Origin of the sequence: Bosea sp. F3-2 (assembly GCF_008253865.1) — a bacterium.
Classification (GTDB): domain Bacteria; phylum Pseudomonadota; class Alphaproteobacteria; order Rhizobiales; family Beijerinckiaceae; genus Allobosea.
Window position 1 is genome coordinate 613,094 of record NZ_CP042331.1, and the last position, 23,676, is coordinate 636,769.

Here is a 23,676-nt window from a genome sequence, read left to right on the forward strand (position 1 = left end):
CGGCTTCCTTTCGATCTCGCGCAATCATGTGCCTGTCCGCTTCAGGTCCGCGGGGCCAGGCTGGCGCGACCGCCATGACGGGTCGACCAGGCCACGGGATCGGCCAGGAAACGCTCGATCTCGGCGCGATCCTCCGGCGCAAGCCTGCCGCTGGCCTCAGCGCGCAGCACATCGCTCCAGTTCGCCAGGGCGTGGAGCGTCAGGCCCGCTTCCTGCAGCCGGGCATCAGCGCCGGGGAAGGCGTCGTGATAGAAGATCGTCAGGACATGCTGGACCTCAGCCCCAGCCGCCCGCAGGCCGCGGGCGAAATTGAGCTTGCTGCCGCCATCGGTCGTGAGATCGTCCATCAGCAGGACGCGCAGGCCCTCGACCGGTCCGCCCTCGACCTGGGCATTGCGCCCGATGCCGAGCGGGCGCTTGCGGACATAGCGCAGCTTCAGGGCCAGCCGGTCGGCGAGCCAGGCCGCGAAAGGGATCCCGGCCGTCTCGGCGCCGGCGATCGCGTCGAGACTGCCCGGCGGGAAGGCCGCGCCGGCATAGCGGGCGGCGAGATCGCTGACTGCCTGGCGCAATTGCGGATCGCCGAGCAGCAGGCGGACATCGACATAGACGGGGCTCGCCCAGCCGGCGGCCAGGATGAAAGGCTGCTGGCGGCTGACATGGATGGCGCCGGCCCTGAACAGGAGCTCTGCGACCTCGCGGCCGGTCTCGCTTGCCGTCGTCATCCCCTCACCTCTCCGAGCGCCCAGGGCAATTCCTCGCCGCCGCGGAAGACGACGACATCCTCCTCGCCGACCGCGACGACGGCTGCGACCCGGCACGGCCGCTTCTCCAGCGTGATCGTGCCCTCGTTCAGCGGCAGGCCGTAGAAGCGCGCCCCGTTCTCGGAGGCGAAGGCCTCGAAATGGGGAAGCGCGCCCTCCTCTTCGAAGACCTGGACATAGGTCTGCAAGGCGGTGGCGCCGCCGAAGACCCCGGCCGAGCAGCATTCGCCCTGCTTGGCGCTGCGCAGATGCGGGGCGGTGTCGGTGCCGATGAAGAAATTGCCGTCGCCGGAAGTGACCGCCTCGCGCAGAGCAATGCGATGGCGCTCGCGCTTGGCGACCGGCAGGCAATAGAGATGCGGCCGCAAACCGCCCTGGAAGATCGAGGTGCGGTTGATGATCAGGTGATGCGGCGTGATCGTTCCCGCCGCCCGGCCGGCATGGGCCCGCACCAGCTCGACCGTCTCGGCGGTGGTGACGTGCTCGACCACGACTTTCAGACCCTGATGCCGCTTCAGGAGCGGCAGCATCTCCTGCTCCATGAACACCGCCTCGCGGTCGAAGATGTCGACCGCCGGATCGGTCGCCTCGCCATGGACGAGGACCGGCATGCCGATCTTTTCCATCCGCTCCAGAACCGGCGCGAGCTTCAGGATATCGGTGACGCCGTGATGGGCATTGGTGGTGGCGCCCGCCGGGTAGAGCTTGGCGGCGGCCCAGACGCCCTCCTTGAAACCGTGCTCGATCTCGTCCGGCGCGGTCGTGTCGGTCAGATAGCAGGTCATCAGCGCGGTGAAATCGGAGCCGTCCGGCCGCGCCTGGAGGATGCGCTCACGGTAGGCCCTGGCGGCATCGACGCTGGTCACCGGCGGTACCAGGTTCGGCATGATGATACCGCGCCTGAACTGGGCGGCGGTGAAGGGGAACACCGCCTTTAGCATCGCGCCGTCGCGCAGATGCACGTGCCAGTCGTCCGGACGGCGGATCGTCAGCGTCGGCGCCACAGCGGCGGCCTCGCGCGGCACGGTGTCGAACAAGGCTGAAACGCTCATCGCACGGCCTCCCTGATGGCGTCCCGCATCACCGCGATACCGGCGAGGAAATCCTCGATCTCCATCGCCTCGTGCGGATTATGCGAACCGTTCTGGTTGCGCACGAAGATCATTGCGCTGGGGATGCCGGCATTGGCGAAGACCGCCGCATCATGGCCCGCGCCGCTTGGAATGTCCTCGTCGGGCAGGCCGAGATTGCGGGCGGCGGTCTTGAGCCGCGCGATCCAGCCCGCATCCATCACGGCGGGGGCGGATTCGAGCCGGCGGTCGACGTGGAATTCCACCCCCCTCTCCTCACCGACCAGGCCGCATTCCGAGAGGAACAGGTCGTAGAAGGCTTCGAGGGTCTCGCGGCTCTGGCTACGCACTTCGAAGGAGAAGCGCACTGTGCCGGGAATGCGCGCGATGGCGTGCTCCTGCGGATCGGTGCCGAGCACGCCGGCGGTGACGACCACGTCGCGGCCGCGCTCCAGCAGCGTGCGCCAGTGCCGGTCGAGATGAGTGATCAATTCGGCGGTGGCGAAGACCGCATCGCGCCGAAGCCAGCGCGGCACCGCGCCGGAATGGCCGGCCTCGCCGAGGCATTCGACCTCGCGATGACGGATATTGCCGCGAATGCCGGTGACGATGCCAATTGGCAGATCCCGGGCGACGAGGACCGGCCCCTGCTCGATATGCAGTTCGACCCAGGCCGCGACGGCCGCGGGATCGAGCAGCGACTCGCCCTTCTCGACGCGGGCCATGTCGATGCCCACAGCGCGCATGCATTCCGCCAGGGTCTGCCCACTCGCATGATCGCGCACCGCAAGGTCGGCGGCCGAGAGTTTCCCGAACAGGGCGCTGGAGCCCATATAGGCCTTGCCGAAACGGGCGCTCTCCTCGCCGCGCAGCCCGTAGACCTTGATCGTCCGGCGCGGGACGAAGCCCTCTTCCTTGAAGCGGGCGAGGATGGCGAGCCCGGCGATGACGCCGGCGGCGCCGTCGAAATTGCCGCCTTGCGGTACGGAATCAAGATGAGAGCCGCAGGCGAGGAAGGGCAATTCGGGCTCCCTTCCCTCCAGCGTGACGACGAGATTGGCGCCGGCGTCCCGCTCCGTCGTGAGGCCGAGTTCGCGCGCCTTCGCCTCGACCAGGTCGAGCGCCAGCGACTCGCGTTCGCTATAGGCTTCGCGGGTGATGCCGATGCCGTCGCCCGTCGCCTCGCGCAGGGTGTCGAACAGGGCCTCGGCGAGGGCGCGGTCGCCCTCGTCGCCGCTGAACACGTTGCGCATCTCGGCAGGTCGCGCGGTCACGGCACCGGGTCCAGCCAAGCGAGGTCGGGCTCGTCGGTCTCCTCGATCACGACACCGCGGATCAATTCGGCGACGCGCGGAATCTCGCGGCGCCGGCAGAAGGCCTCGAGCCCGTCGATGATCGTCGTCATCGCCGCCGGCTGCAGGAAGGTCGCGGTGCCGACCTGCACGGCGCTGGCGCCGGCGAGCATGTATTCGACCGCGTCCTCGGCGGTGGAGATGCCGCCGCAGCCGATCACCGGGATCTTCACCGCCTTGGCGCATTGGAAGACCTGGCGCAGGACGATCGGCTTGATCGCCGGGCCGGAGAGCCCGCCCATGATGTTGCCGAGGCAGGGCTTGAAGGTCTTCAGGTCGATCGCCATCGACAGGATGGTGTTGGCAACGACGACGGCGTCCGCCCCGGCCGCCTCGGCGGCGCGCGCGACCTCGGGCACGTCGCCGGTATTGGGCGTGAGCTTGACCCAGAGTGGCAGCGTCGTCGCCCTGCGCAGCTCGCGCGTCACCTTCTCGGTGGACTCGGCCCGCATCGCGAAGGCCTTGCCGTCCTCCTCGATGTTCGGACAGGAGATATTGGCCTCGATCGCGGCGATGCCGGGGACCGAGAGCTCCGCCGCGAGACTGGCGAAGCCTTCCGCCGTCGGCGCCGAGATCGAGACGACCAGCGGCGTGTCGTAGGCCGCATAGTGCGGCATGGTCTTCTCGATGAAATAGGGCACGCCCTTGGACGGAATGCCGATGGCGTTGATCAGCCCGCCCGGCCGCTCGACCACGCGCGGCAGCGGATTGCCGGCGCGCAATTCGCGCGTGATCGTCTTGGTGACGAAGGCGCCCAGCCGGTTGAAGTCCATCACCTTCTCCAGCCCTTCGGCGAAGGTGCCGGAGGCCGGCATGACCGGATTGCGCAGGGTGAGCCCGCCGATGCCGACGGAGAGGTCGACATCGGCCGCGGCACGCATGCCGGCATTGATCGCAGCATTCATGGCAGCGCCTCCATCAGGTCGAAGACCGGACCGTCCCAGCAGACGCGCCGGTTGACGATCTCGCCATTGACGTTGAAGTCGCGCACGCAGCAGTAGCAAAGGCCGATTCCGCAGGCCATCTGCTGCTCCATCGCGACCTGGCCGGGCAGTCCGAACTCGCGCGCCAGGCGCTGCTGCACCCGCATCAGCCGGCTCGAGCCGCAGGTGAAGAAGGCGTCGCAGCGGCCCTCGGCGATATGGCGACGCAGGATGCGCTCGACATTGGCGGGGCCGCTGGTCTGCTCGGAATCGGTGACGGCGATGACATCGGCACCGTGACGATGGAAGAGCTCGACCGAGACGAGCAGCCCGGGCCGCCTTGCGCTGAAGACCGCAGTGACCTGCGTGCCGTTGGCCTTCGCGGCCTTGGCGAGCGGGGCGAGCGTCGCCAGTCCCGCCCCGCGCCCGACGGCGACGATGTGGCGCCAATTCGGATCCAGCGTGAAGCCGACGCCAAGCGGCCCCATGATGTCGAGCCGGTCGCCGGGCCGCAGCGTGTCGAGCCCGCGCGTGCCGGCGCCGGTCACCTTGTAGAGGAACTCGACCTGGCGCCTGTCGGGATCGGCCCCGTAGAGGCTCATCGGCCGGCGCAGGAAGGGCTGCTCGCCAGCCGGCTGCGGGCAGAGCAGCTGGAAGAACTGCCCCGGCTGGGCCCTGGCGGCCTCCTCGCTGCAGTTCGCCACGAGGTGCCGGTACTCGGCATTGACCGCCTCGTTGCGGACGACCTCGGCGAGCTCCGCGACGACGCTCGCCTTCCACGGCGCGGGTGAGCAGGTGCCGCCGCCGATGGCCGCGACCGGCGGCTCGGCCATTAGAGACTGATCGCGTTGGATCGACATGACGATGCCCTCGCGCTCACGCGAGCTCGGCGCCGCGCCGCTCGGGGATCAGCAGCCACATGGCGAAGATGTCGAGGACATAGAGGGTTGCGAGCAGCGCGATGGCGGTCTGGAAGCCATAGGCTGCCGCGATCGTCCCGACCACGACCGGGCCGAAGCCGCCGACGCCGCGGCCGATGTTGAACAGGACGTTCTGAGCGGTGGCGCGGGCCGCCGTCGGGAAGAGCTCGCTGATCAGTGCACCATAGCCGCCGAGCATGCCGTTGACGAAGAAGCCCATCACCGCGCCGGCGACCAGGAGCTGCATCGGGTCGGTCAGCCGGGAATAGACGATGACCATCACGGCAGCCCCGAGCATGTAGCCGAAGAAGGCCGGGCGACGGCCGATGCGGTCGGCGATATGGCCGAAGGCGTAGATGCCGAGCGCCATGCCGGCGATGGTCACCGCCGTCCAGACCGCCGACTGCGTCAGGGCGAAGCCGAACCGCGCCGCGAGGTAGTTCGGCAGCCAGATCATCACGCCGTAATAGCCGAAGTTCTGGACCGAGCAGAGGACGACCATGCCGAGGCTGAGCTTGGTGGTCTCCCAGTCCTTGACCAGCAGGCGCAGCGCCGATTCCTTCGGCCGATCCTTGGAGCGGGCGACGAAGACCTCCGGCTCGTGCAGCGAATGGCGGATGAAATAGGCGGCAAGCGCCGGCAGGATGCCGATGGCGAACATGCCGCGCCAGCCGATCGCCGGCAGCAGGATCGGGGTGGCGATCGCCGCGGCGAGCACGCCGACCTGCCAGCCGAGGCCGACATAGGAGGAGGCACGCGCCCGCTTCGAGGCCGGCCAGGCCTCGGCGACCAGCGCCATGCCGATGCCGAATTCGCCGCCGAGGCCGAGGCCGGCGATGGTGCGGTAGAGCAGCAGATCCCAATAGCCCTGCGCCAGTGCGCACATCCCGGTGAACACGGCGAAGAGGACGATGGTCCAGGTCAGGACGCGGACGCGGCCGATGCGGTCCGACAGCATGCCGAAACCGATGCCGCCGAGCACGGCGCCGACCAGCGTCGCCGTGACCAGCGAGGCGGCCTGGGCCTGGCTCAATTGCAGGTCGGCCGAAATCGCCCTGAGCATGAAGCCGAGGATCAGCAGGTCGAAGCCATCCATCGCATAGCCGATGGCGGCGCCCCACAGCGCCTTGCGGGCCTTGCTGTCGACCGCTGTCGGAGAGGATATGGCGATGGAGCCGCTCATGGCGGCCTGATTGTCACTCACGGCGAATTCCCCTGTTCTGCTTTTCTTTGCGATGCGTGCCGAAACGCCAAAGCACCAGCGCGCGCTTGCGCGCGCGGCTCCCGGCCGGCCTGATATCGTCGGAGTTTGGGCGCTCGCCCGCGTTCTCAGGACGCTTGCCGCGCCGCTTGGCAGCCAAGGCGCAGGGCTCGGCCGCGAGAAATTCGCCAAAGCGCCGGAAGGCCCGACGCAATCGCGCGATCACTCTATGTCACGCAATAATCTCAATTGCAATACCAAATCTCAATTTTGCGACAAGCGAAGCTAACCCCTTCCTGCGGCAGCTTTCCGGAATGGCCGGACAACCGAGACACCGAGTCCGTCAGACCAGTTCCGAGGACGGCTTTCGCGTCGGCGGCTGCATGATTCCCGAACGGTCGAGAACAGCGCGCAGGACCGCTCCCGCCTCGCTGCCTTTGAGGGCGCGGTGCCAGAGATCATTGGCGATCTCTTCGTAGAGGCGCACCGGCTCCTCGTCCGCGGTCAGCATGGCGATACCGGAGCGGATATTCGGCAGTTCGCCGCCTAACCGGAATGGGCTGAGCCCCAGCAGCGTCTTCTCCGCGGTGCGGAACAACTGGAAGGTGATGTTCGGCAATGTCTCCTCGATCAGGCCGATCTGCACGCCCATCGGCTCGCTCTCGATCAGGCCGATCAGGTGTTCGACCTCCACGCGTGCCGCCAGACGGCGCCGGGCCAGCTCGGCTGCCGGCAGATTGAAGCGGCCGACGACGCCCAGCTTGAGCCAGCGTTCGATCTCGAGGACATTGACGAAGTTGACGACGCTCAATCGGCGGCGCTTGCGCGCTTTCTTGCGCTCATCGAGGATCGCGATGATCGCATCGATCTCTGCCGTGGCCTGCTCGCGTGCGATGTGGGACGGAAGCGCCTCTACCAGGGTCTGCCGCAGAGAGACGGAGTAGCTGTCCGAGGTCAGCAGGTACGACAGCGGCGGGAAATGCGCGACGACCTGGTCCGCCTGCTCCTCGATCTGGCGCATGCGTTCGAAATAGCTGACCGGGCTGGAATAATACTCCACCCCTGCCCCGAGCAGGGAGGCGACGGTCGTTTCAAGCAGCGTTGCCAGCCGCTCCAGGGTTTCGATCTTGACGACGCCTCCGCCTTCGATCCGGTAGACCGCGGCCCGGGAAATGCCGAGGCGTTCGGCCACGTCTTCAGCCTGAAGCCCCCGCCCCAAACGGTAGGCCTTCAGCCGCTCACCGATTTCATTGAACCGGATAGCCATCAAGCCAACCCCATGTGACGCATCATCTGAATCTCAGATTTTAGAAAATCTAGTCGATCTTGGACATGATGCGAAGCGTGATCGGCGGTCTTCACCTCCTGTACACAGCGCCTCCTCCATCCTGTTCCGACTTGGGAACAATTCTGGGTGTCGGGACCGTTGCCTTATCCGGAAATGGTCAGCGTCATGCCGTCAAACGCCACTGCGATATTGTCCGCCAAGCGACTGGCAAGGCTGGCATAATCCAGATCGACATGGAGATTGGTCAGGATCGCGCGCCGTGGTTTCAATTCGGCGATCGCGGCGAGCGATTGCGCCAGATGGAAATGGCTGGGATGCGGTGTCTCGCGCAGGCAGTCGAGAATGAGGACATCGAGGCCGGCCATGGCTTCCTTCGCCGCCGGCGGGATCAGGCTGACATCCGGCAGATAGGCCAGGGAGCCGAAACGGAAGCCGAGCGCCTCGTAGTTCGGCCCGTGCTCGACCCGGAACGGCAGCGCCTCGATCGGCCCGCCAGCGCCGTCGATGGTCTGGCTGCGACCCGCGGCGATCTGATCGAGATCGAGGATCGGCGGGTAATAGCTGCCGGCCGGCGTCTCGAAGAGATAGCCGAAGCGCGAGCGCAGCGAGGCTTGCGTCGTCGTATCGGCATAGACCCGGATGCGCTGGCGCATATGCAGGACGAGCGCGCGCAGATCGTCGATGCCGTGGGTGTGGTCGGCATGGTCATGCGTCATCAGCACGCCGTCGAGCGCCTCCACCTCGGCGGACAGAAGCTGCTCGCGCAGGTCCGGAGAGGTATCGACCAGAACCCGCGTCGTGCCGTTGGGGCCGGATCGCGTTACCAGAAGCGAGCAGCGCCGCCGGCGGTTCTTCGGATTGCTCGGGTCGCAGGCGCCCCAGCCCGAGCCCGGCCGTGGCACGCCACCCGAGGAACCGCAGCCGAGGATCGTGACCGTCAGCGTCATGGCGCGGGTCAGGCGACCTGCGCGACCGGCGCGGCGTGGTCCATCTTCCAGTAGCAGCGCCGGGCGTTCTCGGTGGTGATCCGCGCGGCCTCGTCGAAGGGCACGCCGATCGCATCCGCCAGAACCTTTGCCGTTTCAACGACATAGGCCGGTTCGTTGCGCTTTCCTCTGAACGGGATGGGGGCGAGATAGGGCGCATCCGTCTCGACCAGCAGGCGCTCGCGCGGCACCATCCGCGCGATGCGGCGCAGGTTCTCCGAGGTCTTGAAAGTCAGGATGCCGGAGAAGGAGACGTAGAAGCCGAGTTCGACACCCGCCATGGCGAGTGCCTCGCCAGCGGTGAAGCAGTGCAGGATGGCGGGGAAGGCGCCCTTCCCGGTTTCTTCCCGCAGGATCGCGATCATGTCGTCATCCGCCTCGCGCGCGTGGATGACGAGCGGCAGCTGCGTCATCCGGGCGGCGGCGATGTGGGTGCGCAGCCCCTGTGCCTGCGCGTAGCGCGGGCTGGAATCGTAATGATAGTCGAGTCCCGCCTCGCCGATCGCGACGCAGCGTGGATGGCGCGACAGCTCCGCCAGCCGCTCGGCCGTGACGTCGAGTTCCTCATGCGCCTGATGCGGATGCGTCCCGACCGAGAACCAGACCGAGGGGAAGCGCTCGGCGATCGCGGCATAATCCGCGAAACGCGCGACACGGGTCGAGATCGTGACCATCCGACCAACGCCGGCCGCTTCGGCCCGCGCGATATAGGCCGGCAGCTCGGCGGCGAAGTCCGGAAAGTCGAGATGGCAATGCGTGTCGATCAGCATCACGCCGCCTGACCATCCTCGGGTTCGACATAGCGCGGGAAAACCGCGCTTGGCGCCGGCAGCGGCGAACCGCTGATGAGACGGCCGGCCTCGCCGAGCGCCGCGAAGCTACGCGCCTCTGCGGACACGCCGAGCAGATCGAGCAGCTTGCCCGCCGCCACCGGCATCACCGGCTGCACCAGGATCGCGACCTGCCGGATCACCTCGATCGTGACGTAGAGCACGGTGTCGCGGCGCGCCGGATCGGTCTTGGTCAGGCGCCAGGGCTCGTTGCCGGCGAAGTAGCGGTTCGCCTCCGCGACGACCGCCCAGATATCGGCCAGCAGGTTATGCAAAGCATAGTCGAGCATCGCGGTACGCGCCTTGGCGAGCGCGACGTCGGCCATGGCGAGCATGGCTTCGTCGGCTTGCGTCAGCGTTCCGCGCGGCGGCACCCTGCCCTCGCAGTTCTTGGCGATCATCGACAGCGAACGCTGCGCCAGATTGCCGAGATCATTGGCGAGATCGGCATTGATGCGACCGATGATGGCCTCGTGACTGTAGTTGCCGTCCTGGCCGAACGAGACCTCGCGCAGGAAGAAATAGCGCAGCTGATCGACGCCATAGGTCGCGGCCAGGTCGAAGGGATCGACCACGTTGCCGAGCGACTTCGACATCTTGGTGCCCTTGTTCAGCAGGAAGCCATGGCCGAAGACACGCTTCGGCAGCGGCAGCCCCGCCGACATCAGGAAGGCCGGCCAATAGACTGTATGGAAGCGCACGATGTCCTTACCGATGATGTGGACATCGGCTGGCCAGTAATGCGCGCGCGGGCTTTCCGGATCGGGGAAGCCCGTGCCGGTCAGGTAGTTGTTGAGCGCGTCGACCCAGACATACATCACGTGCTTCGGATCGCCCGGCACGGTCAGGCCCCAGTCGAAGGTCGTGCGGCTGATCGAGAGGTCCTCGAGCCCGCCCTTCACGAAGGAGACGATCTCGTTCCTGCGGGTCTCCGGCGAGATGAAGTCAGGAACCTCGTCGTAGAGCTTCAGCAGCGCGTCCTGATACTTGGCAAGGCGGAAGAAATAGCTCTCCTCCTCGACCCACTCGACCGGCGTCCCCTGCCCTCCGACGCGCGTGCCGTCGGGATGGAGGGTGGTCTCCTCCTCGCCGTAGAAGGCCTCGTCGCGCACCGAATACCAGCCGGAATATTTGGCGAGATAGATGTCGCCATTGGCCTCCATCCGCCGCCAGAGCTCGTCGGTCGAGACCTTGTGGTCGGGGTCGGTCGTGCGGATGAAGCGATCGAAGGAGCAGCCGAGGCGCTGCTCCATCTCCTGGAAGCGCGCCGCGATCTTGTCGACGAACTCCTTCGCCGACAGGCCGTTCTGGGCCGCCGTGCGCTGAACCTTCTGGCCGTGCTCGTCCGTGCCGGTCATGGCGAAGACGTCGAAGCCGTCGAGCCGCTTGAAGCGCGCGATCGCGTCCGCCGCCACCATCTCATAGGCGTGGCCGATATGCGGCGGCCCGTTGGTGTAGTGAATCGCGGTCGTCAGGTAGAATTTCGGGGCGGTTGCCATCGTCTGTCCGAGAGCTTCGCTTCACGCTGCGCGCGAGCGGGAAACCGCAGCCGACAGATCATGAAACATCGTCATCACCAGCGGTCGACGGTCGAGATTGTAGGTCTCGACTTCTCGCGCCTGCTGTCCCAGCTTTTCCCATACCTCCGCAAGCGGTGCAAGGCGCGCCGGTTGCGCTGCAGCATGCGCGTGGAGATGGTCGGAGATCCAGCCCTGCACCGTCTCGATCATTACCGCGAAATCGCGCTCGCCGGCCTTGCCGGCGACATCCTCGGCCAGCGCCAGCAGTGCCGAGGTGTCGACATGCGGCAATGCGTCGAGCCGCGCCCTCACCGCTTCGACCAGAGCGAGCGTCTCGGGATCGACATAGGTCAGCGCCCGCCGCACCGAGCCTTCGGCGAGGCTCGCGGCGCGGCGCAAGGCCGAACCGTCGAACGGCGCGTCCATGCGCTCCAGCGCCAGACGGCCAGCCTCGACCACGCCGGGCTCATCGAGCGGGGCAAAGGTCAGAAGACGACAGCGCGAGCGGATCGTCGGCAGCATCCGGCCCGGAGCATGGGCGACGATCAGGAACAGGGCCTGCGGCGGCGGCTCCTCCAGCAGTTTCAGCAGCGCGTTGGCGGCGGAGCGCTCCATATCCTCGGCTGAATCGACGATGCAGACGCGCCAGCCACCCTCGGCGGCGCTCGCGCCGAAGCGGTCGATCACCCGCCTGACCGCGTCGACCGGGATATTGCTGGTGTAGCTCTTGCCGTCCGGCTTCGGCAGCCGCCGCAGCACGTGCAGATCAGGATGCGACTGCGCCATGATGCGCCGCGAGGCGGGGTCGCTTTCGGGCATGGCGAGATCGGTTTTCTGCGCCGCTCGCGTCCGCGGATTGCCGGCCGCGAGCATGAAGCGCGCCGCGCGATAGGCGAAGCTCGCCTTGCCGATGCCTTCCGGTCCACCGAGCAGCCAGGCGTGATGCATCCGGCCCGATGTGATGGCGTCGAGGAAAGCTCGTTCCTGCGCCTCGTGGCCGATCAGGCTCAGCGTCTCGCGCGGATGGGGCGCGATCGGTAGCCGGTCGGGTTCGTCGCTGGTCTCTCGCATCAGGCTTCCGGTCTGATCTGCAGGCGCTCGCTCACCGCCTTCCACGCCGCTTCGGCGAGTTCTCCGGGCGGCAGCGTCGCATCGAGCACGACGCAGCGCCGCGGCTCCCGGGCGGCAATGTCGCGATAGGCTTGGCGCAGATTACGGTGGAAGGCCAGCGTTTCGCCCTCGAAGCGATCGACCGCCTCCCCGGGTCGGCGACGTTTTGCGGCACGGGCGAGGCCGATTTCGGGATCGAGATCGAGAATCAGAGTGAGATCCGGCATCAGCCCGGCGATGGTGACGGCTTCGAGCTCTGCCACCAGAGCCGGATCGATCTTGCCCAGCACGCCCTGATAGACCCGCGTGGAATCGATGAAGCGATCGCAGATCACCCATTCGCCCCCATCGAGCGCGGGGCGGATCAGGCTGTCGATATGGTCGATCCGAGCGGCCGAGAACATCAGGGCCTCCGCGAAGGCGCCATAATCCTTGGCCTGCCCGGCCAGGATCATCTCGCGAATGGCCTCGGCCTTGGGCGAGCCGCCGGGCTCGCGCGTCGTGCGGGCCGTGAAGCCGGCCTCGCCGAGCCGCGCCACCAGCGCGCGCGCCAGCGTCGACTTGCCGGCGCCCTCCCCGCCTTCGAGGGTGATGAAACGTCCCTTGCCCATGTCGATCCGCTCAGCTCCGGCCCAGCGCCTTGCGGACCCAGCCGGTCGTCGCCTCGAACAGCGCATCGAGCGCGCGGCTGTGCAGCGGGCCGGCCTGCACGGTTTCGGCCGCGTAGAGGGGCACGTCCAGAGTCTTGATATCGCCGCGCGTCACGATGAGACGGGCAACTTCCGCCCCCTCCTGCACCGGAACCGCCAGCGGGCCCCGATAGACGATGCGCGCGGCCAGGCGCTCGGTGCTGCCCCGGGGCAGGAGCAGGCTGACGGCGCCCTTGCTGCGCAGCGCGACGCGCCCCTTCTCGCCGCCATAGACGCTCGCCTCGCCGACGGTCTCGCCATTGGCGAAGAGCTGGCGCCGCTCGAAAGCGCGAAAGCCCCATTCCAGCAGCTTGCGAGCCTCGCTCGCCCGGTCCCGGGCCGTCTTGAGGCCGTTGACGACGACGACCAGGCGCTGGCCGTTCTGGACCGCGGAGCCGACGAGGCCATAGCCGGATTCATCGATATTCCCGGTCTTCAGCCCGTCGGCGCCGATATCCATCGTCAGCAGCGGGTTGCGATTCTGCTGCCTGATCTTGTTCCAGGTGAATTCCCGCTGGCCGAAGATCTTGTAGAGTTCCGGATAGGTCTTGATGATGTGGTCGGCGAGCAAGGCAAGCTCGCGCGCCGTCACCCGCTGTTGCGGGTCAGCCATCCCGGTCGCATTCCGAAACACCGACTTTGTCAGGCCCAGCCCCCTGATCCGCTCGGTCATGATTCGGCCGAATGTCGCTTCATCCCCGGCGATCGCCTCGGCGAGGGCGATCGAAGCGTCATTGCCTGACTGAACGATGATGCCCTGCAAAATGTCGGAGAGCTTGATGCGGCTGTTGACGATGGCGAACATCGCCGAACCGCCCGAGGGCGCGCCACCCTTGCGCCAGGCGTTCTCGGAGATGCCGATCTCGCTGTCGAGCGACAAGCGGCCGGCGCTGATATCCTGAAAGGCGACCAGCACAGTCGCCAGCTTGGCCATGCTGGCCGGTACCATCAGCTCGTCGGCCGATTTCTCGTAAAGAACGGCGCCGGTATCCGAATCGAGCAAGACAGCAAAAGTCGCCTGCGACTGAAAGCTCTGCGCGTGGGCCGCAGCGGCAACCCCCAGCACGCTGAGGAGCACAAACAGGCCAACGACCAGCCGCCGGACCGGCGGCAAGGCCGCGGCATTCAGGCTCGGACGACAAAAGGCGCTCATGCCTCGATGTGAAGCAGAGCGCCCGGCATCAGGTCAAGGCAATTGGCGTCAGTTGCGTGTTGGCGGCAGCACGGCCTGGAAAGCAAGCCTGTTGACCGACTGGCTCTTGGCGAGCCCCTTCTCGGGCGCGTTCAGCAGGCTCGCGGAACTTCCGCGCGGCGGCGGCAAGGTCGAGCGCGGCGTCGCCGGAACCGCAATGGGCTTTCCGGCGTTGGCGATGGTATCGAGATCGAAAGGCCGGCTCGGCGGCAGCGGGGCGGCACGGACCGGCGTGGCTTCAGGAGCCGCGGGACCGGTCGAGGCAAGTGTCGCCATGATGGGCGACGAGGGCGAGATCGTGCGCGTCACCGGGGGAGCGTAGGCCTGGGCGACAGGCTGGCTGACCACGGGCTCCGGCTCGACCGCCGGGGCGGGAGCGTCGATATCGGCGCTGCGCGTGCGCGTTGTGGCGACCGACTCGGCGCTGGCGATCATCGTCCGTGCGCTGGTGCCCGGGATCGGGGCCTGGCTGCCGTCGGTGCGGAGCGTGGCGAGCAGGAGATTGTCGTCGGACCCGGCAAGCGAAGCCTGGCCGAGATACTCCATCTTGATGCGGGCCGTGCCGAGGTGGCGGAAAGCGAGCGCATCGGCGGTTTTCTGCGACACGTCCATCAGGCGGTTGCCGTGATAGGGGCCGCGGTCGTTGACGCGCACGATGATCGAGCGGTTGTTCAAAAGGTTGGTGACACGCGCATAGGCCGGCAGTGGCATGGTGGGGTGCGCGGCCGAGACGCTGTTGCGGTCATAGACCTCGCCATTGGCCGTCCGCCGGCCGTGGAAGGCCTCGCCATACCAGGACGCCATGCCGACGGCCGTGTAGCCCATCGGCTTTTCGTAGGGCACGTAGCGTTTGCCGGCTACCGAATAGGCCTTGCCGACGAGCTGGCGACCGCCTCCCTTCGGCACCTCCTCGCCTTCCGCGACGACGCGCGGGCTGGCGGGGCCGTATTTCGACTGCGGGAAGGCGCCGATTTCCTTGGAGCGGCGGCCGGCGGTCTGGTTGCCCGCGCAGTTGGCGACGAACAGACCGGCCAGAACGACGCAGCCGAGGCGCGCGATGGACGAGGCGGAAGAAGACGCTGGAGGCGATCCGGTCGCGCTGGAGGAGAGCTCCTGGGCCGAAAAGCTGGCGTCTCGCATCATTCTGCTCATTCCGCTTTCTGCGCCAAAAAACCACAGCTTCGCCCAAGCTGCATGCGCAGCTTGACCGAGTTTTCGGCCAATTCCTTTAAGGGATCGTTAAACAGCGAAATGCCTGCGTCGAGGCTCCGCCGAACAGGACGTCCCTGCCTTTGAGCGGGCACAAAAGTGTCGGAAAGGCGGCGCCTGTCAAGCCAACCGGCAGGGTTTCGCCATTTTTTCCACCGGGCGTGACCTTATCGCCACGGCCGCCCGCTGAGGCCGAGCGCCTCATTTTCAGTCGGGATTTATTAGTCGTTTCATTGCGCAACAGCGCTCCAAATCTCACAGACCCCTTGCAAATCGGCCGCCCCGATTGCATTGAACCACGGCCGGAAGGGTGGCCGAGTGGTTTAAGGCAGCGGTCTTGAAAACCGCCGTGGGTGCAAGCCCACCGTGGGTTCGAATCCCACCCCTTCCGCCAGAAATCCTGTGGTGAGATTGGTTCATTTCCCAACGCTCACCCCGAGGGGCGAGGCTGTTGGGATTGTGCGATCCGCCAACCGCCACTTTCGATTCGTGGCTCTCAACTGACCTCGCAAGTGCCATCCGGCCGTGGCTTGTCGGCTTCGCGTGCAAGGCAACCGGCCTGGGCGAAGTCATTTTAAGAGCGCGTGCGAGCCAAATCTCGCATGGGGCCGATGGAAGGCCGACCAGCTGCATCCTCGCTGGAATTCGCTGCCGGTCATGCTACGTGAACCACGGCAAGTTTTGCCGCGGCTCAGGCCCTGCTCTCGAATCAAGCGGGCGAGTTCGCGGCCTACGAGGATCTGATCGATGCTGGTGGATGACTTCCGTTCGGATACAGTCACGCGTCCTGACCAGGGCATGCGTGCTGCCATGGCAGCGGCTGAGGTTGGCGACGCAGTCTACGACGACTGCCCGACCACCAAGCGCCTGGAAGCCATGGCCGCCGAGCGGCTGGGAAAGGAAGCCGCCCTCTTCTTTCCCACCGGCACGCAAGCAAACCTGGCCGGGCTGATGGCCCATTGCGGCCGCGGCGACGAATACCTCGTCGGCCAGATGGCTCACACCTATCGGCTGGAGGGTGGCGGCGCGGCAGTCTTGGGCTCGATCCAGCCGCAGCCCTTGCCCAATGAGCCGGATGGGACGATCGCGCTGGAAGCCATTGCGAACGCGATCAAGCCGAGCGACTTCCACTTCGCGGTCACGCGGTTGCTCGCGCTGGAAAACACGTTCAACGGACTGGTTCTGCCTGACGCATATCTCCAGGCTGCCACTCAGCTCGCCCGCTCTCGCGGGCTTGCAACGCATCTGGACGGTGCCCGGTTGATGAACGCGGCATCGGCGAGCGGCCGGGATGCGGCCTGGATTGCGGCGCAGTTCGACACCGTTTCCATGTGCCTCTCCAAGGGGCTGGGAGCGCCGGTCGGGTCCGTCCTCGTCGGCCCGAAGGAGTTCATTGAGAAGGCTCGCCGCATCAGGAAAATGCTGGGCGGTGGCATGCGCCAGACCGGCGTGCTCGCCGCGGCTGCCATCTACGCATTGGAGCACAACGTCACGCGACTCAGCGAAGATCATCAGCGCGCCGCAGATCTCGCGAAGGTGCTGGCGCGTTTTCCCGAGCTCGGCGCGGGACCGCCCCGCACGAACATGGTGTTCATGACGCCCAAGGAGCTCGATACCAGCGCCTTCGCCACGTTTCTGCGCAGCCGCGGTATCGGTGTCAGCGGGCGATACGGGACGCTGCGCTGGGTTACCCATCTGGACGTAGGAGGCGAATCCGTAGAGCGCGTTGCTGAGGCCTGCGAGGCCTTCTTTGATAAGCAGAAGTCGCCCGCCGAATTGAAGGCGCATGCCTGAGACGCAGAAGCTGACATCCGCCTGGCGCCTGACACTGGACATCGCCAGACAGGCGCCCCAGCGAACAGACCTCTCCTTCTCAGGCTTGGCCGGCAGCGTCCGGCCAGTCCGGAGTGCGGGCGCCCCCTGCCCTCATGGCCCGGCCGGCAGGAAAAAGAAGGTCAGGCCAAGCACGACATAAACCGTGAGCAACTGAACCCCCTTCAGCCAATCGGATCGTCCATCGCCCGCGACCTGGCCGGTGATGAGCACGGCGAGAAACACGGTCAGGACGAGCCCCCCTTGAAACGCCAGATCCATTGGCCGGGGACCGACGACGAGGCTTAAGAGCACCAACACCGGCGCCACGAACAGCGCGACCTGCACGCTCGATCCGATGGCGATCGAGAGCGAAAGGTCCATGCGGTTCTTGAGCGCCACGGTAATTGCCGTTGCATGCTCGGCGGCATTGCCCAGCACTGCGACGACAAAGACGCCGATGAAAGCGTTGCTGAGGCCAAATGCATGGGCCGTCGGCTCGATCGCACCGACAAGGATCTCGCTGACCCAGGCGATCGCTGCAGTGGTTCCGACAAGCACCAAGACGGACCGCCCCATCGACACCGGTGCGGCGTGCGGCACTCCTTCCTCCGGCGCGTAGGAACCCGCAAAGAGTGCGGGATGGGTCACCAGCGTAAACAGGAGGAAGAGCAGGTAGACGAGCAGGAGCAGCACGGAAATCGCAACGCTCAGCGGGCCTATGCCGCCAACCGCGCCGGTCCCCGGCGCGATTTGGTAGGCGGCTGGGAGGGACAAGGCGATCGCGGCAAGGGTGAGCATCGTCGCCTGGGAGCGTGCGCCCGCATGGCTGTAATGCTGCTCAGGATAGCGCAGCCCGCCGGCCAGCATGGCGGCGCCGAGTACGAGCAGCATGTTTCCGACGATGGAGCCGACGATCGAGGCCTTCACCACATCATGGAGACCGGCGCGCAGAGCGGCGAACGCAATGATGAGTTCGGCAGCATTGCCGAAAGTCGCATTCAACAGCCCCCCAACTCCTTCGCCCAGGCGTTCGGCCAATTGCTCGGTGGCGCGTCCCATCCAGGCGGAGAGAGGCAAGATGGCCAGTGAGCAAGCAAGAAAGATAAGGAGATGGCGCTCCGGAGTGAGGTGCTCCAGGGCAATAGCGATTGGAGTAAAAATCAGCAGCCAATTCAACATGGCAGGCCACCGTGATATTATTATTTTTAATGACGTTTCAGTAATTGTAATTCACGTGTTTTTGATAAATTCACGCTCATTCGGGTATTTTCTTAAATACATGCTTACGGCTGATTCAATTGTTGGAAAGAATGAATTCTCTCCAATTTTTGAAAGTAGGCCAAATCTTCTCAATTTGTCCTTGACTGGATCTTTCATCTCGGCAAAGCACAGCTCGATTCCCATATCGTGCAGAGTATCATCCAGTTCCACGAGGGTGTCGGCTGCGGTGACATCCACGCTGGTCACCGGCTCGGCGGTAACGACAAGCCAACGTGTCGGGGACGGCGAAGCCGCTGCAGCCTCCAGAACCCGTTCTTTGAAGAATTCGGCATTGGCGAAGAACAGGGGAGCATCCCACCGGAACAGGACCAGGCCCGGCATCTGCTCGGCGTCGGGATAGCGCGTGATGTCGTGGTAGCCCTCTACGCCTTGGGCGCGCCCCAAGATCGCCGAATGCGGACGCCAGCCATCCCAGAGGAACTCGATGACGGCGATTACGATGGCCAGGCCGATGCCCGGAATGGCGCCGAGCACGGCGACACCGACTGAACAGACAATGGACAGCCAAAACTCCCATCGCTGGATGCGATAGATACGAAGCAGGTCGGTGATCTCGATCAATCCAATGGCGGCCGCGATGACCACCGCTGCCAAGGCGCTGGTCGGAAGGTTCTCCAGGAGGTTGGGCGCCACCAACAGGAGCAGGACAACGGCCAGTGCGCCGACGACCCCCGCCAGCTGCGTTCGCGCGCCGGCCGCCTCGGCCACGGGAGTGCGGGATGAACTGCTGCTGATCGGGAAACCCTGGAAGAAGCCGGCCGCGAGATTGGCGGCCCCGAGCCCTACCATCTCCTGGTTGGGATCGACGGGGGTTCCCAGGCGGGCGGCGTAGGTACGCGACAAGACGCTGGTGTCGGCGAAAGACACCAGGGCGACGGCCAGGCCTCCGATCACGACCGGTCCGATATCGGCACTGGTAATCCATGGAATGGCGAATGCGGGCAATCCGCGTGGTAGCGGGCCCAGGACCGACACGTTGGCGCGCAACGCAAGGTCGAGCACGCCTACGACCGCAGTCGCTCCGACTACGGCGATCAGTACGCTCGGCACGCGCTTTCGGCGCTTGAGCAGCAGGATGACGATCAACGTGCCTGCACCTACCGCAAATGTCGTCCAGTTCGTCTTTCCGCCCAGGACGGCGGCGCCGATGGCCCAAAGGTTCTTCAGCGGCCCGTCGCTCTCGATCGAAAAGCCAAAAAGCTTGGGCAGCTGGCTGATGAGAACCGTGAGCGCGATTCCGTTCATATAGCCGTAGCGGATCGGCTTGGAGAGGAGCTCGGTTACGAAGCCAAGGCGCGCTGCACCGGCCAGGATGCACACGAGCCCTGAGACGACCGCCATCATGGCCCCCAGGGTGACCGCACGTTGCGGGTCGCCCGCCGATAATGGAAGCACGACGGCGAGAATGACGGCAGCGAGTGAAGAATCGGGCCCGAGGACGAGAATGCGGCTGGGGCCGAACAGCGCATAAACCAGCAACGGAATGATCGTGGCGTAGAGGCCGTTGATTCCCGGCAAGCCCGAGGCCACCGCGTAGGCAATGCCGACAGGCACCAGCATTGTTGCCAGGACGAGTCCCGCCGCAATGTCATGACCCAACCACGCCGCCTCATACCGGCGCAGCGTGCTGAGCCCCGGCAATGCACCGATCCTCCCCGCCTGACCGGACATCGTGGCCATCCTAGATCGCCGCGCGTCCGACCGGACGCGATGATGGTGATCTATGCATTTGTTATCGCATCGGATCTTTCCGAAAAGTGGATTCCACTTTTCGGTCCGATGCTAGAGCATCTCGATCGACGATGCTCTCGCCGGGGAAGGTCGTCAATGACAGCGGCAGTCGCTGGAACGCGTGGGCGGGAACTTGCTCAACCTGCTGCGATTTTGGCTCTGGATCGTGGTAAGCTCGTCGGGATAATGAGACGTTGATCTCGGCGATGCCGTCGCACAAGGACGCTCTCCTGCGAACGCTCGCGTGCCAACCCCGCACGCTCTTTCTGTCTCATCAGTACAGGCAGCGTATGTCGAATGCGCTGCCTCCGCATTGCGCCAACTCAATGTCGACGGTCGACGGAGGGAGCTCGTTCGCAGATGGGCCAGACGTCAGGTTCCGACCCGATCCGCACGTTTCCTGATGCGTTCAAGGACCGAGCAGTGAACAGCGAGCAAAGCGTTCTCCGCCTTTCGATTGTGGTGACCTACATCCTGGCGGCCGCAGGCATCATCTTCGGCCTCCTTTCCGGCTCCTACGCCATCGTCTTCGACGGCGTCTATGCCCTTACCGACGCGATCATGACGATCGTCGCCTTGGTGGTGTCGAAGCTGATCACGTCGTCCACGGCGAATGGGGCGGCCGGCAGCAAGCTGGTCAAGCATTTCACGATGGGGTTCTGGCATCTGGAGCCGATGGTCCTCGGCCTCAATGGAATCCTGCTGACCGGAGCGGCGATCTACGCCCTGATCAACGCCATCGGCAGCATCATGGCGGGCGGCCGTCATCTCTCCTTCGATTACGCCATCGTCTACGCGGTGCTGACGATGATCATCGCCTTGCTCATGGCCGTCTTCGGCAAAAGGGCGAACCGGGAACTCCAGTCCAGTTTCATCGCACTGGACGCCAAGGCCTGGCTCATGTCCGGAAGCCTCAGCGGGGCTCTGCTCGTCGCCTTCGTCTTCGGCTATGCGATCCAGGGGACACGCCTCGACTGGATGTCGCCCTATGTCGATCCGGTCGCGCTGGCGCTCGTCTGCATCGTCGTCATTCCCCTTCCGGCCGGAACGATCAAGCAGGCGTTTGCCGACATCCTGCTGGTTACGCCATCGGACCTGAAGAGCCATGTCGACAGCGTCGCGGAGGAATTCGTGCGCCGTTACGGCTTTCTATCCTATCGCTCCTATGTCGCGCGCGTCGGACGGGGGCGACAGATCGAGCTCTATTTCATCGCGCCCAAGGATGGGCCGGCCAAGCAACTGGAGGAATGGGATCGCATCCGTGACGAGATCGGCGAGGCGGTGGGCAATGACAATCCCGACCGCTGGCTGACGATCGCCTTCACAACCGATCCCGAATGGGCCGAATGACCTTGACCGCCGTCCCCTGGAGCCTTTTTCGATCAGCTTGGATCGCAGAAGCCGTCATTGCGAGGAGCGAAGCGACGAAGCAATCCAGGGGCCGCCGGGCTCTACGTCCCCCTGGATTGCTTCGCTGCGCTCGCAATGACGGTTCAGACTGATCGGAAAACGCTCTAGGCCTAACCCTTCTCAATGGGGCGCCTGTCTGGCGCGGTGTCCGCTTACATCCGCCGCGCGGGACACGACGCCCTGGTGCAGGGGAGGTGGCGGCGCAGGTTCGCCGCCACCCTTGGCAAAGCGAGGTCACACGAGCGTGATGGCGTCGTAGCCCAGCGCGTCGTTGATGTCGGCGATCGATGTGAACGTGCCACCGCCGGAAACACCATCAATCTGGATGGTACCGAAGCCGAAATCCAGAACGACGCTGGGGCCGGAATCGTCCACCGTCACCACGACGGTCGCCGGGTCGACAACGTCGACTTCGATGACGTCCTCGTCCGCCGCATTGAGGTCGGCAACCTCGTCATCGCCGAACGGAGTGTCAGCGCCGTCACCGAAATGGAACGTGTCGGTGCCTGCACCGCCCGTCAACAGATCATCGCCAGCGTCCCCGTACAGGTTATCGGCTCCGTTTCCGCCGTCGATCTCGTCGTTGCCGTCGCCGCCATGGAGCTCGTCGCTGCCGGCGTCACCGCTGATCTCATCATCTCCGGCTTCGCCGAAGAGGATGTCGTTTCCGGCCCCACCGGTCAGGGCGTCGTCGCCGTCACCTCCATTGCCCGTGTCGTCGCCGTCCCCGCCGGCCAGCTCGTCGTTACCGGCGTCGCCATTCAGCGTATCCGCGTCGGCTCCGCCGCTCAGCGTGTCATCGCCGTCGCCGCCACTGAGCGCATCCAGCCCTGCCCCACCCTCCAGGGTGTCGTCGCCGTCGCCGCCGTTCATGGTGTCGTCGCCATCGCCGCCATCCATCACGTCGTCACCGGCATTGCCCGCCATGGTATCGTTGCCGGCATCGCCGCTCATCGTATCGTTGCCGGCATTGCCATTCATGGTGTCGTCGCCGTCGCCGCCGTTCAGCGTATCGTTTCCTATTCCGCCGTTCATGACGTCGTCACCGGCATCGCCATTCAAGGTGTCGTTGCCGGCGCCACCGTCCATCGTGTCGACCCCGGCCCCTCCGTTCAGCGTGTCGGCCCCTGCCGCGCCGCTCAGGACGTCGTCGCCATCGCCGCCATCGACCGTGTCGTCGCCGGCGCCGCCATTCATGGTGTCGTTGCCGGCATCGCCGGATAGGGTGTCGTTGCCGGCATTGCCGTTGATGACGTCGTCGCCATCCCCGCCGCCGATCGTGTCGTTTCCGGCATCGCCGGACAGGGTGTCGTCGCCGACGCCGCCGAGAATATTGTCGTCCCCGGCGCCACCGTTGACGACATCGTTACCGGCATCGCCGGACAGGGTGTCGTTGCCAGCATTGCCGTTGACGACGTCGTCGTCGTCGCCGCCGCTGATCGTGTCGTTGCCGGCATTGCCATCCAGCGTATCGGTGCCGACGCCGCCGAGAATATTGTCGTCGCCAGCTCCCCCACTGACGAAATCATTGCCGCCGTCGGCGTCGATCGAGTCGTTGCCAGCGAAGCCATTGATGATGTCGTCACCGCTGGTATCGGGAGGAGGGATGATATCGTCGCCGGGTGTACCATTGATAATTGCCATGGCAGTTCTCCCTGCTGCAGATGGCCCTCGCATAGGCACGCGACCGCCCATGCGCAGTCATGCGCCGGGTATCGATCGTTGCGGATCGAGCAATTTGCGAAGGTGGCGCAAGCTAGGGAGATGGAGCGGGGCAACGCAATCCCCATTTGGAGACAAAACCTGTCGACGCTGACACTATTCAGCTGTCATTTCGTAAGTCTAATTGTTTTTATCTTTAAGGATTCGAGCGCTGCACGCTGCAATTTGCACGGCGATCAATTCAAATAGCCGTCGAATGGATTCTGCACGGCCATCGATATAAGCGTGCCGATGCCGCCGGATATCCAGGAGCCTCAGATCGCGAAGGGCTTGCAGGCGCTCATCGCGCCAAACCGTTTCTGTCACCAAATGGGGATTATGCCGAAGGATAAGCTTCCCTAGCGTCGCTTGTCCGCTTTCGGGCCTCCTTCCGTGGCAGCAAGGCGGCGCCCGGCCAAGTCCGGTGCTTGCGGCAATCCACGAAGGGGCGTGCTGGATCAAGGGAGGCGAGATCATGGCTGCGATGGCGTGGGCGCTGAAGAATTTCTTGATAGCAACACGGCTGGGCAACAGGGGCTCGCCGCCCCAAAACAGAGGCGGGCAGCTTCAGATGAAACCGCGATACGGCGCGATCTGAAGCCTGCCCCCATCTCGCTCCAATGCGCCGGAGCATGATCTCGCCCGTGAATCGGCCTGTCCGAGTCGGCATCATCCTCCCGCAAC

Annotated in this window: 20 protein-coding genes and 1 tRNA gene; 3 read left to right on the plus strand and 18 right to left on the minus strand. The window is 65.4% G+C overall.

Annotated features, from left to right (window positions below; translation table 11 throughout):
• Window positions 1-41: 41 nt before the first annotated feature.
• The 15 genes from FQV39_RS02940 to FQV39_RS03010 all read right to left on the minus strand — a co-directional run bounded on the left by FQV39_RS02940 (window position 42) and on the right by FQV39_RS03010 (window position 14,988).
• Window positions 42-725 (minus strand): orotate phosphoribosyltransferase, encoded by a 684-nt coding sequence (locus FQV39_RS02940; protein WP_149128953.1) that lies wholly within the window; start codon window positions 723-725, stop codon window positions 42-44.
• A complete protein-coding gene (gene pyrC, locus FQV39_RS02945) occupies window positions 722-1,816 on the minus strand; it encodes a dihydroorotase (protein WP_149128954.1) in 1,095 nt (364 codons plus the stop codon). Before pyrC ends, FQV39_RS02940 begins: the two co-directional genes overlap by 4 nt.
• Window positions 1,813-3,108 (minus strand): Zn-dependent hydrolase, encoded by a 1,296-nt coding sequence (locus FQV39_RS02950; RefSeq protein ID WP_248313218.1) that lies wholly within the window; start codon window positions 3,106-3,108, stop codon window positions 1,813-1,815. The genes pyrC and FQV39_RS02950 overlap by 4 nt, the downstream gene beginning before the upstream one ends.
• A complete protein-coding gene (locus FQV39_RS02955) occupies window positions 3,105-4,091 on the minus strand; it encodes a dihydroorotate dehydrogenase (RefSeq protein ID WP_248313219.1) in 987 nt (328 codons plus the stop codon). The genes FQV39_RS02950 and FQV39_RS02955 overlap by 4 nt, the downstream gene beginning before the upstream one ends.
• On the minus strand, window positions 4,088-4,969 hold the full coding sequence (locus FQV39_RS02960; protein WP_248313220.1) for a dihydroorotate dehydrogenase electron transfer subunit: 882 nt from the start codon (window positions 4,967-4,969) through the stop codon (window positions 4,088-4,090). Before FQV39_RS02960 ends, FQV39_RS02955 begins: the two co-directional genes overlap by 4 nt.
• A 16-nt stretch (window positions 4,970-4,985) precedes the next feature.
• Window positions 4,986-6,233, minus strand: a complete 1,248-nt coding sequence (locus tag FQV39_RS02965; RefSeq protein WP_248313221.1) for an MFS transporter — start codon at window positions 6,231-6,233, stop codon at window positions 4,986-4,988.
• Entirely contained in the window at window positions 6,226-6,456 is a 231-nt protein-coding gene (locus FQV39_RS02970) for a hypothetical protein (RefSeq protein WP_149128955.1), read from the minus strand. Before FQV39_RS02970 ends, FQV39_RS02965 begins: the two co-directional genes overlap by 8 nt.
• 117 nt (window positions 6,457-6,573) lie before the next feature.
• A complete protein-coding gene (locus FQV39_RS02975; RefSeq protein WP_149128956.1) occupies window positions 6,574-7,497 on the minus strand; it encodes a helix-turn-helix domain-containing protein in 924 nt (307 codons plus the stop codon).
• 164 nt (window positions 7,498-7,661) lie between these two features.
• Window positions 7,662-8,465: an MBL fold metallo-hydrolase gene (locus FQV39_RS02980; RefSeq protein WP_149128957.1), complete on the minus strand. Its 804-nt coding sequence runs from the start codon at window positions 8,463-8,465 to the stop codon at window positions 7,662-7,664.
• 8 nt (window positions 8,466-8,473) lie between these two features.
• Window positions 8,474-9,274: a TatD family hydrolase gene (locus FQV39_RS02985; RefSeq protein WP_149133618.1), complete on the minus strand. Its 801-nt coding sequence runs from the start codon at window positions 9,272-9,274 to the stop codon at window positions 8,474-8,476.
• Window positions 9,274-10,833 carry a methionine--tRNA ligase gene (gene metG, locus FQV39_RS02990; protein WP_149128958.1) on the minus strand — a complete coding sequence of 520 codons (1,560 nt, stop codon included), beginning with the start codon at window positions 10,831-10,833 and terminating at the stop codon, window positions 9,274-9,276. Before metG ends, FQV39_RS02985 begins: the two co-directional genes overlap by 1 nt.
• 21 nt (window positions 10,834-10,854) lie before the next feature.
• Window positions 10,855-11,925 (minus strand): DNA polymerase III subunit delta', encoded by a 1,071-nt coding sequence (locus FQV39_RS02995; protein WP_149128959.1) that lies wholly within the window; start codon window positions 11,923-11,925, stop codon window positions 10,855-10,857.
• Window positions 11,925-12,575, minus strand: coding sequence for a dTMP kinase (gene tmk, locus FQV39_RS03000; protein WP_149128960.1), 651 nt, complete (start codon window positions 12,573-12,575; stop codon window positions 11,925-11,927). The genes FQV39_RS02995 and tmk overlap by 1 nt, the downstream gene beginning before the upstream one ends.
• A gap of 10 nt (window positions 12,576-12,585) precedes the next feature.
• Window positions 12,586-13,806: a D-alanyl-D-alanine carboxypeptidase family protein gene (locus FQV39_RS03005; RefSeq protein ID WP_149128961.1), complete on the minus strand. Its 1,221-nt coding sequence runs from the start codon at window positions 13,804-13,806 to the stop codon at window positions 12,586-12,588.
• Window positions 13,807-13,854: 48 nt separating this feature from the next.
• Window positions 13,855-14,988 (minus strand): septal ring lytic transglycosylase RlpA family protein, encoded by a 1,134-nt coding sequence (locus FQV39_RS03010; protein ID WP_248313222.1) that lies wholly within the window; start codon window positions 14,986-14,988, stop codon window positions 13,855-13,857.
• A 370-nt stretch (window positions 14,989-15,358) separates the two neighbouring features.
• Here FQV39_RS03010 and FQV39_RS03015 point away from each other — a divergent pair.
• Window positions 15,359-15,448 (plus strand) — tRNA-Ser (locus FQV39_RS03015).
• A gap of 353 nt (window positions 15,449-15,801) precedes the next feature.
• Window positions 15,802-16,848 (plus strand): low-specificity L-threonine aldolase, encoded by a 1,047-nt coding sequence (gene ltaE / locus FQV39_RS03020; protein WP_149128962.1) that lies wholly within the window; start codon window positions 15,802-15,804, stop codon window positions 16,846-16,848.
• A gap of 132 nt (window positions 16,849-16,980) precedes the next feature.
• Here the strand turns inward: ltaE and cax are convergent, their stop codons facing one another.
• Both cax and FQV39_RS03030 read right to left on the minus strand, forming a co-directional pair.
• Window positions 16,981-18,048: a calcium/proton exchanger gene (cax, locus tag FQV39_RS03025; protein WP_149128963.1), complete on the minus strand. Its 1,068-nt coding sequence runs from the start codon at window positions 18,046-18,048 to the stop codon at window positions 16,981-16,983.
• A 51-nt stretch (window positions 18,049-18,099) separates the two neighbouring features.
• On the minus strand, window positions 18,100-19,830 hold the full coding sequence (locus FQV39_RS03030; protein WP_187640143.1) for a SulP family inorganic anion transporter: 1,731 nt from the start codon (window positions 19,828-19,830) through the stop codon (window positions 18,100-18,102).
• Window positions 19,831-20,304: 474 nt separating this feature from the next.
• Between FQV39_RS03030 and FQV39_RS03035 the strand changes: the two genes are divergently transcribed.
• Window positions 20,305-21,231: a cation diffusion facilitator family transporter gene (locus FQV39_RS03035; protein WP_149128964.1), complete on the plus strand. Its 927-nt coding sequence runs from the start codon at window positions 20,305-20,307 to the stop codon at window positions 21,229-21,231.
• A 294-nt stretch (window positions 21,232-21,525) separates the two neighbouring features.
• On the opposite strand, the gene FQV39_RS03040 is transcribed toward FQV39_RS03035, so the two are convergent.
• Window positions 21,526-22,935 carry a calcium-binding protein gene (locus tag FQV39_RS03040; protein WP_149128965.1) on the minus strand — a complete coding sequence of 470 codons (1,410 nt, stop codon included), beginning with the start codon at window positions 22,933-22,935 and terminating at the stop codon, window positions 21,526-21,528.
• Window positions 22,936-23,676 lie beyond the last annotated feature (741 nt).

Coding starts and splice junctions, on each gene's coding strand:
- FQV39_RS02940 (WP_149128953.1), bottom strand. CDS start 725: ATGACGACGGCAAGCGAGACCGGCCGCGAGGTCGCAGAGCTCCTGTTC.
- pyrC (WP_149128954.1), bottom strand. CDS start 1,816: ATGAGCGTTTCAGCCTTGTTCGACACCGTGCCGCGCGAGGCCGCCGCT.
- FQV39_RS02955 (WP_248313219.1), bottom strand. CDS start 4,091: ATGAATGCTGCGATCAATGCCGGCATGCGTGCCGCGGCCGATGTCGAC.
- FQV39_RS02960 (WP_248313220.1), bottom strand. CDS start 4,969: ATGTCGATCCAACGCGATCAGTCTCTAATGGCCGAGCCGCCGGTCGCG.
- FQV39_RS02975 (WP_149128956.1), bottom strand. CDS start 7,497: ATGGCTATCCGGTTCAATGAAATCGGTGAGCGGCTGAAGGCCTACCGT.
- FQV39_RS02980 (WP_149128957.1), bottom strand. CDS start 8,465: ATGACGCTGACGGTCACGATCCTCGGCTGCGGTTCCTCGGGTGGCGTG.
- FQV39_RS02985 (WP_149133618.1), bottom strand. CDS start 9,274: ATGCTGATCGACACGCATTGCCATCTCGACTTTCCGGACTTCGCCGCC.
- metG (WP_149128958.1), bottom strand. CDS start 10,833: ATGGCAACCGCCCCGAAATTCTACCTGACGACCGCGATTCACTACACC.
- FQV39_RS02995 (WP_149128959.1), bottom strand. CDS start 11,925: ATGCGAGAGACCAGCGACGAACCCGACCGGCTACCGATCGCGCCCCAT.
- tmk (WP_149128960.1), bottom strand. CDS start 12,575: ATGGGCAAGGGACGTTTCATCACCCTCGAAGGCGGGGAGGGCGCCGGC.
- FQV39_RS03005 (WP_149128961.1), bottom strand. CDS start 13,806: ATGAGCGCCTTTTGTCGTCCGAGCCTGAATGCCGCGGCCTTGCCGCCG.
- FQV39_RS03010 (WP_248313222.1), bottom strand. CDS start 14,988: ATGATGCGAGACGCCAGCTTTTCGGCCCAGGAGCTCTCCTCCAGCGCG.
- ltaE (WP_149128962.1), top strand. CDS start 15,802: ATGCTGGTGGATGACTTCCGTTCGGATACAGTCACGCGTCCTGACCAG.
- cax (WP_149128963.1), bottom strand. CDS start 18,048: ATGTTGAATTGGCTGCTGATTTTTACTCCAATCGCTATTGCCCTGGAG.
- FQV39_RS03030 (WP_187640143.1), bottom strand. CDS start 19,830: ATGGCCACGATGTCCGGTCAGGCGGGGAGGATCGGTGCATTGCCGGGG.
- FQV39_RS03040 (WP_149128965.1), bottom strand. CDS start 22,935: ATGGCAATTATCAATGGTACACCCGGCGACGATATCATCCCTCCTCCC.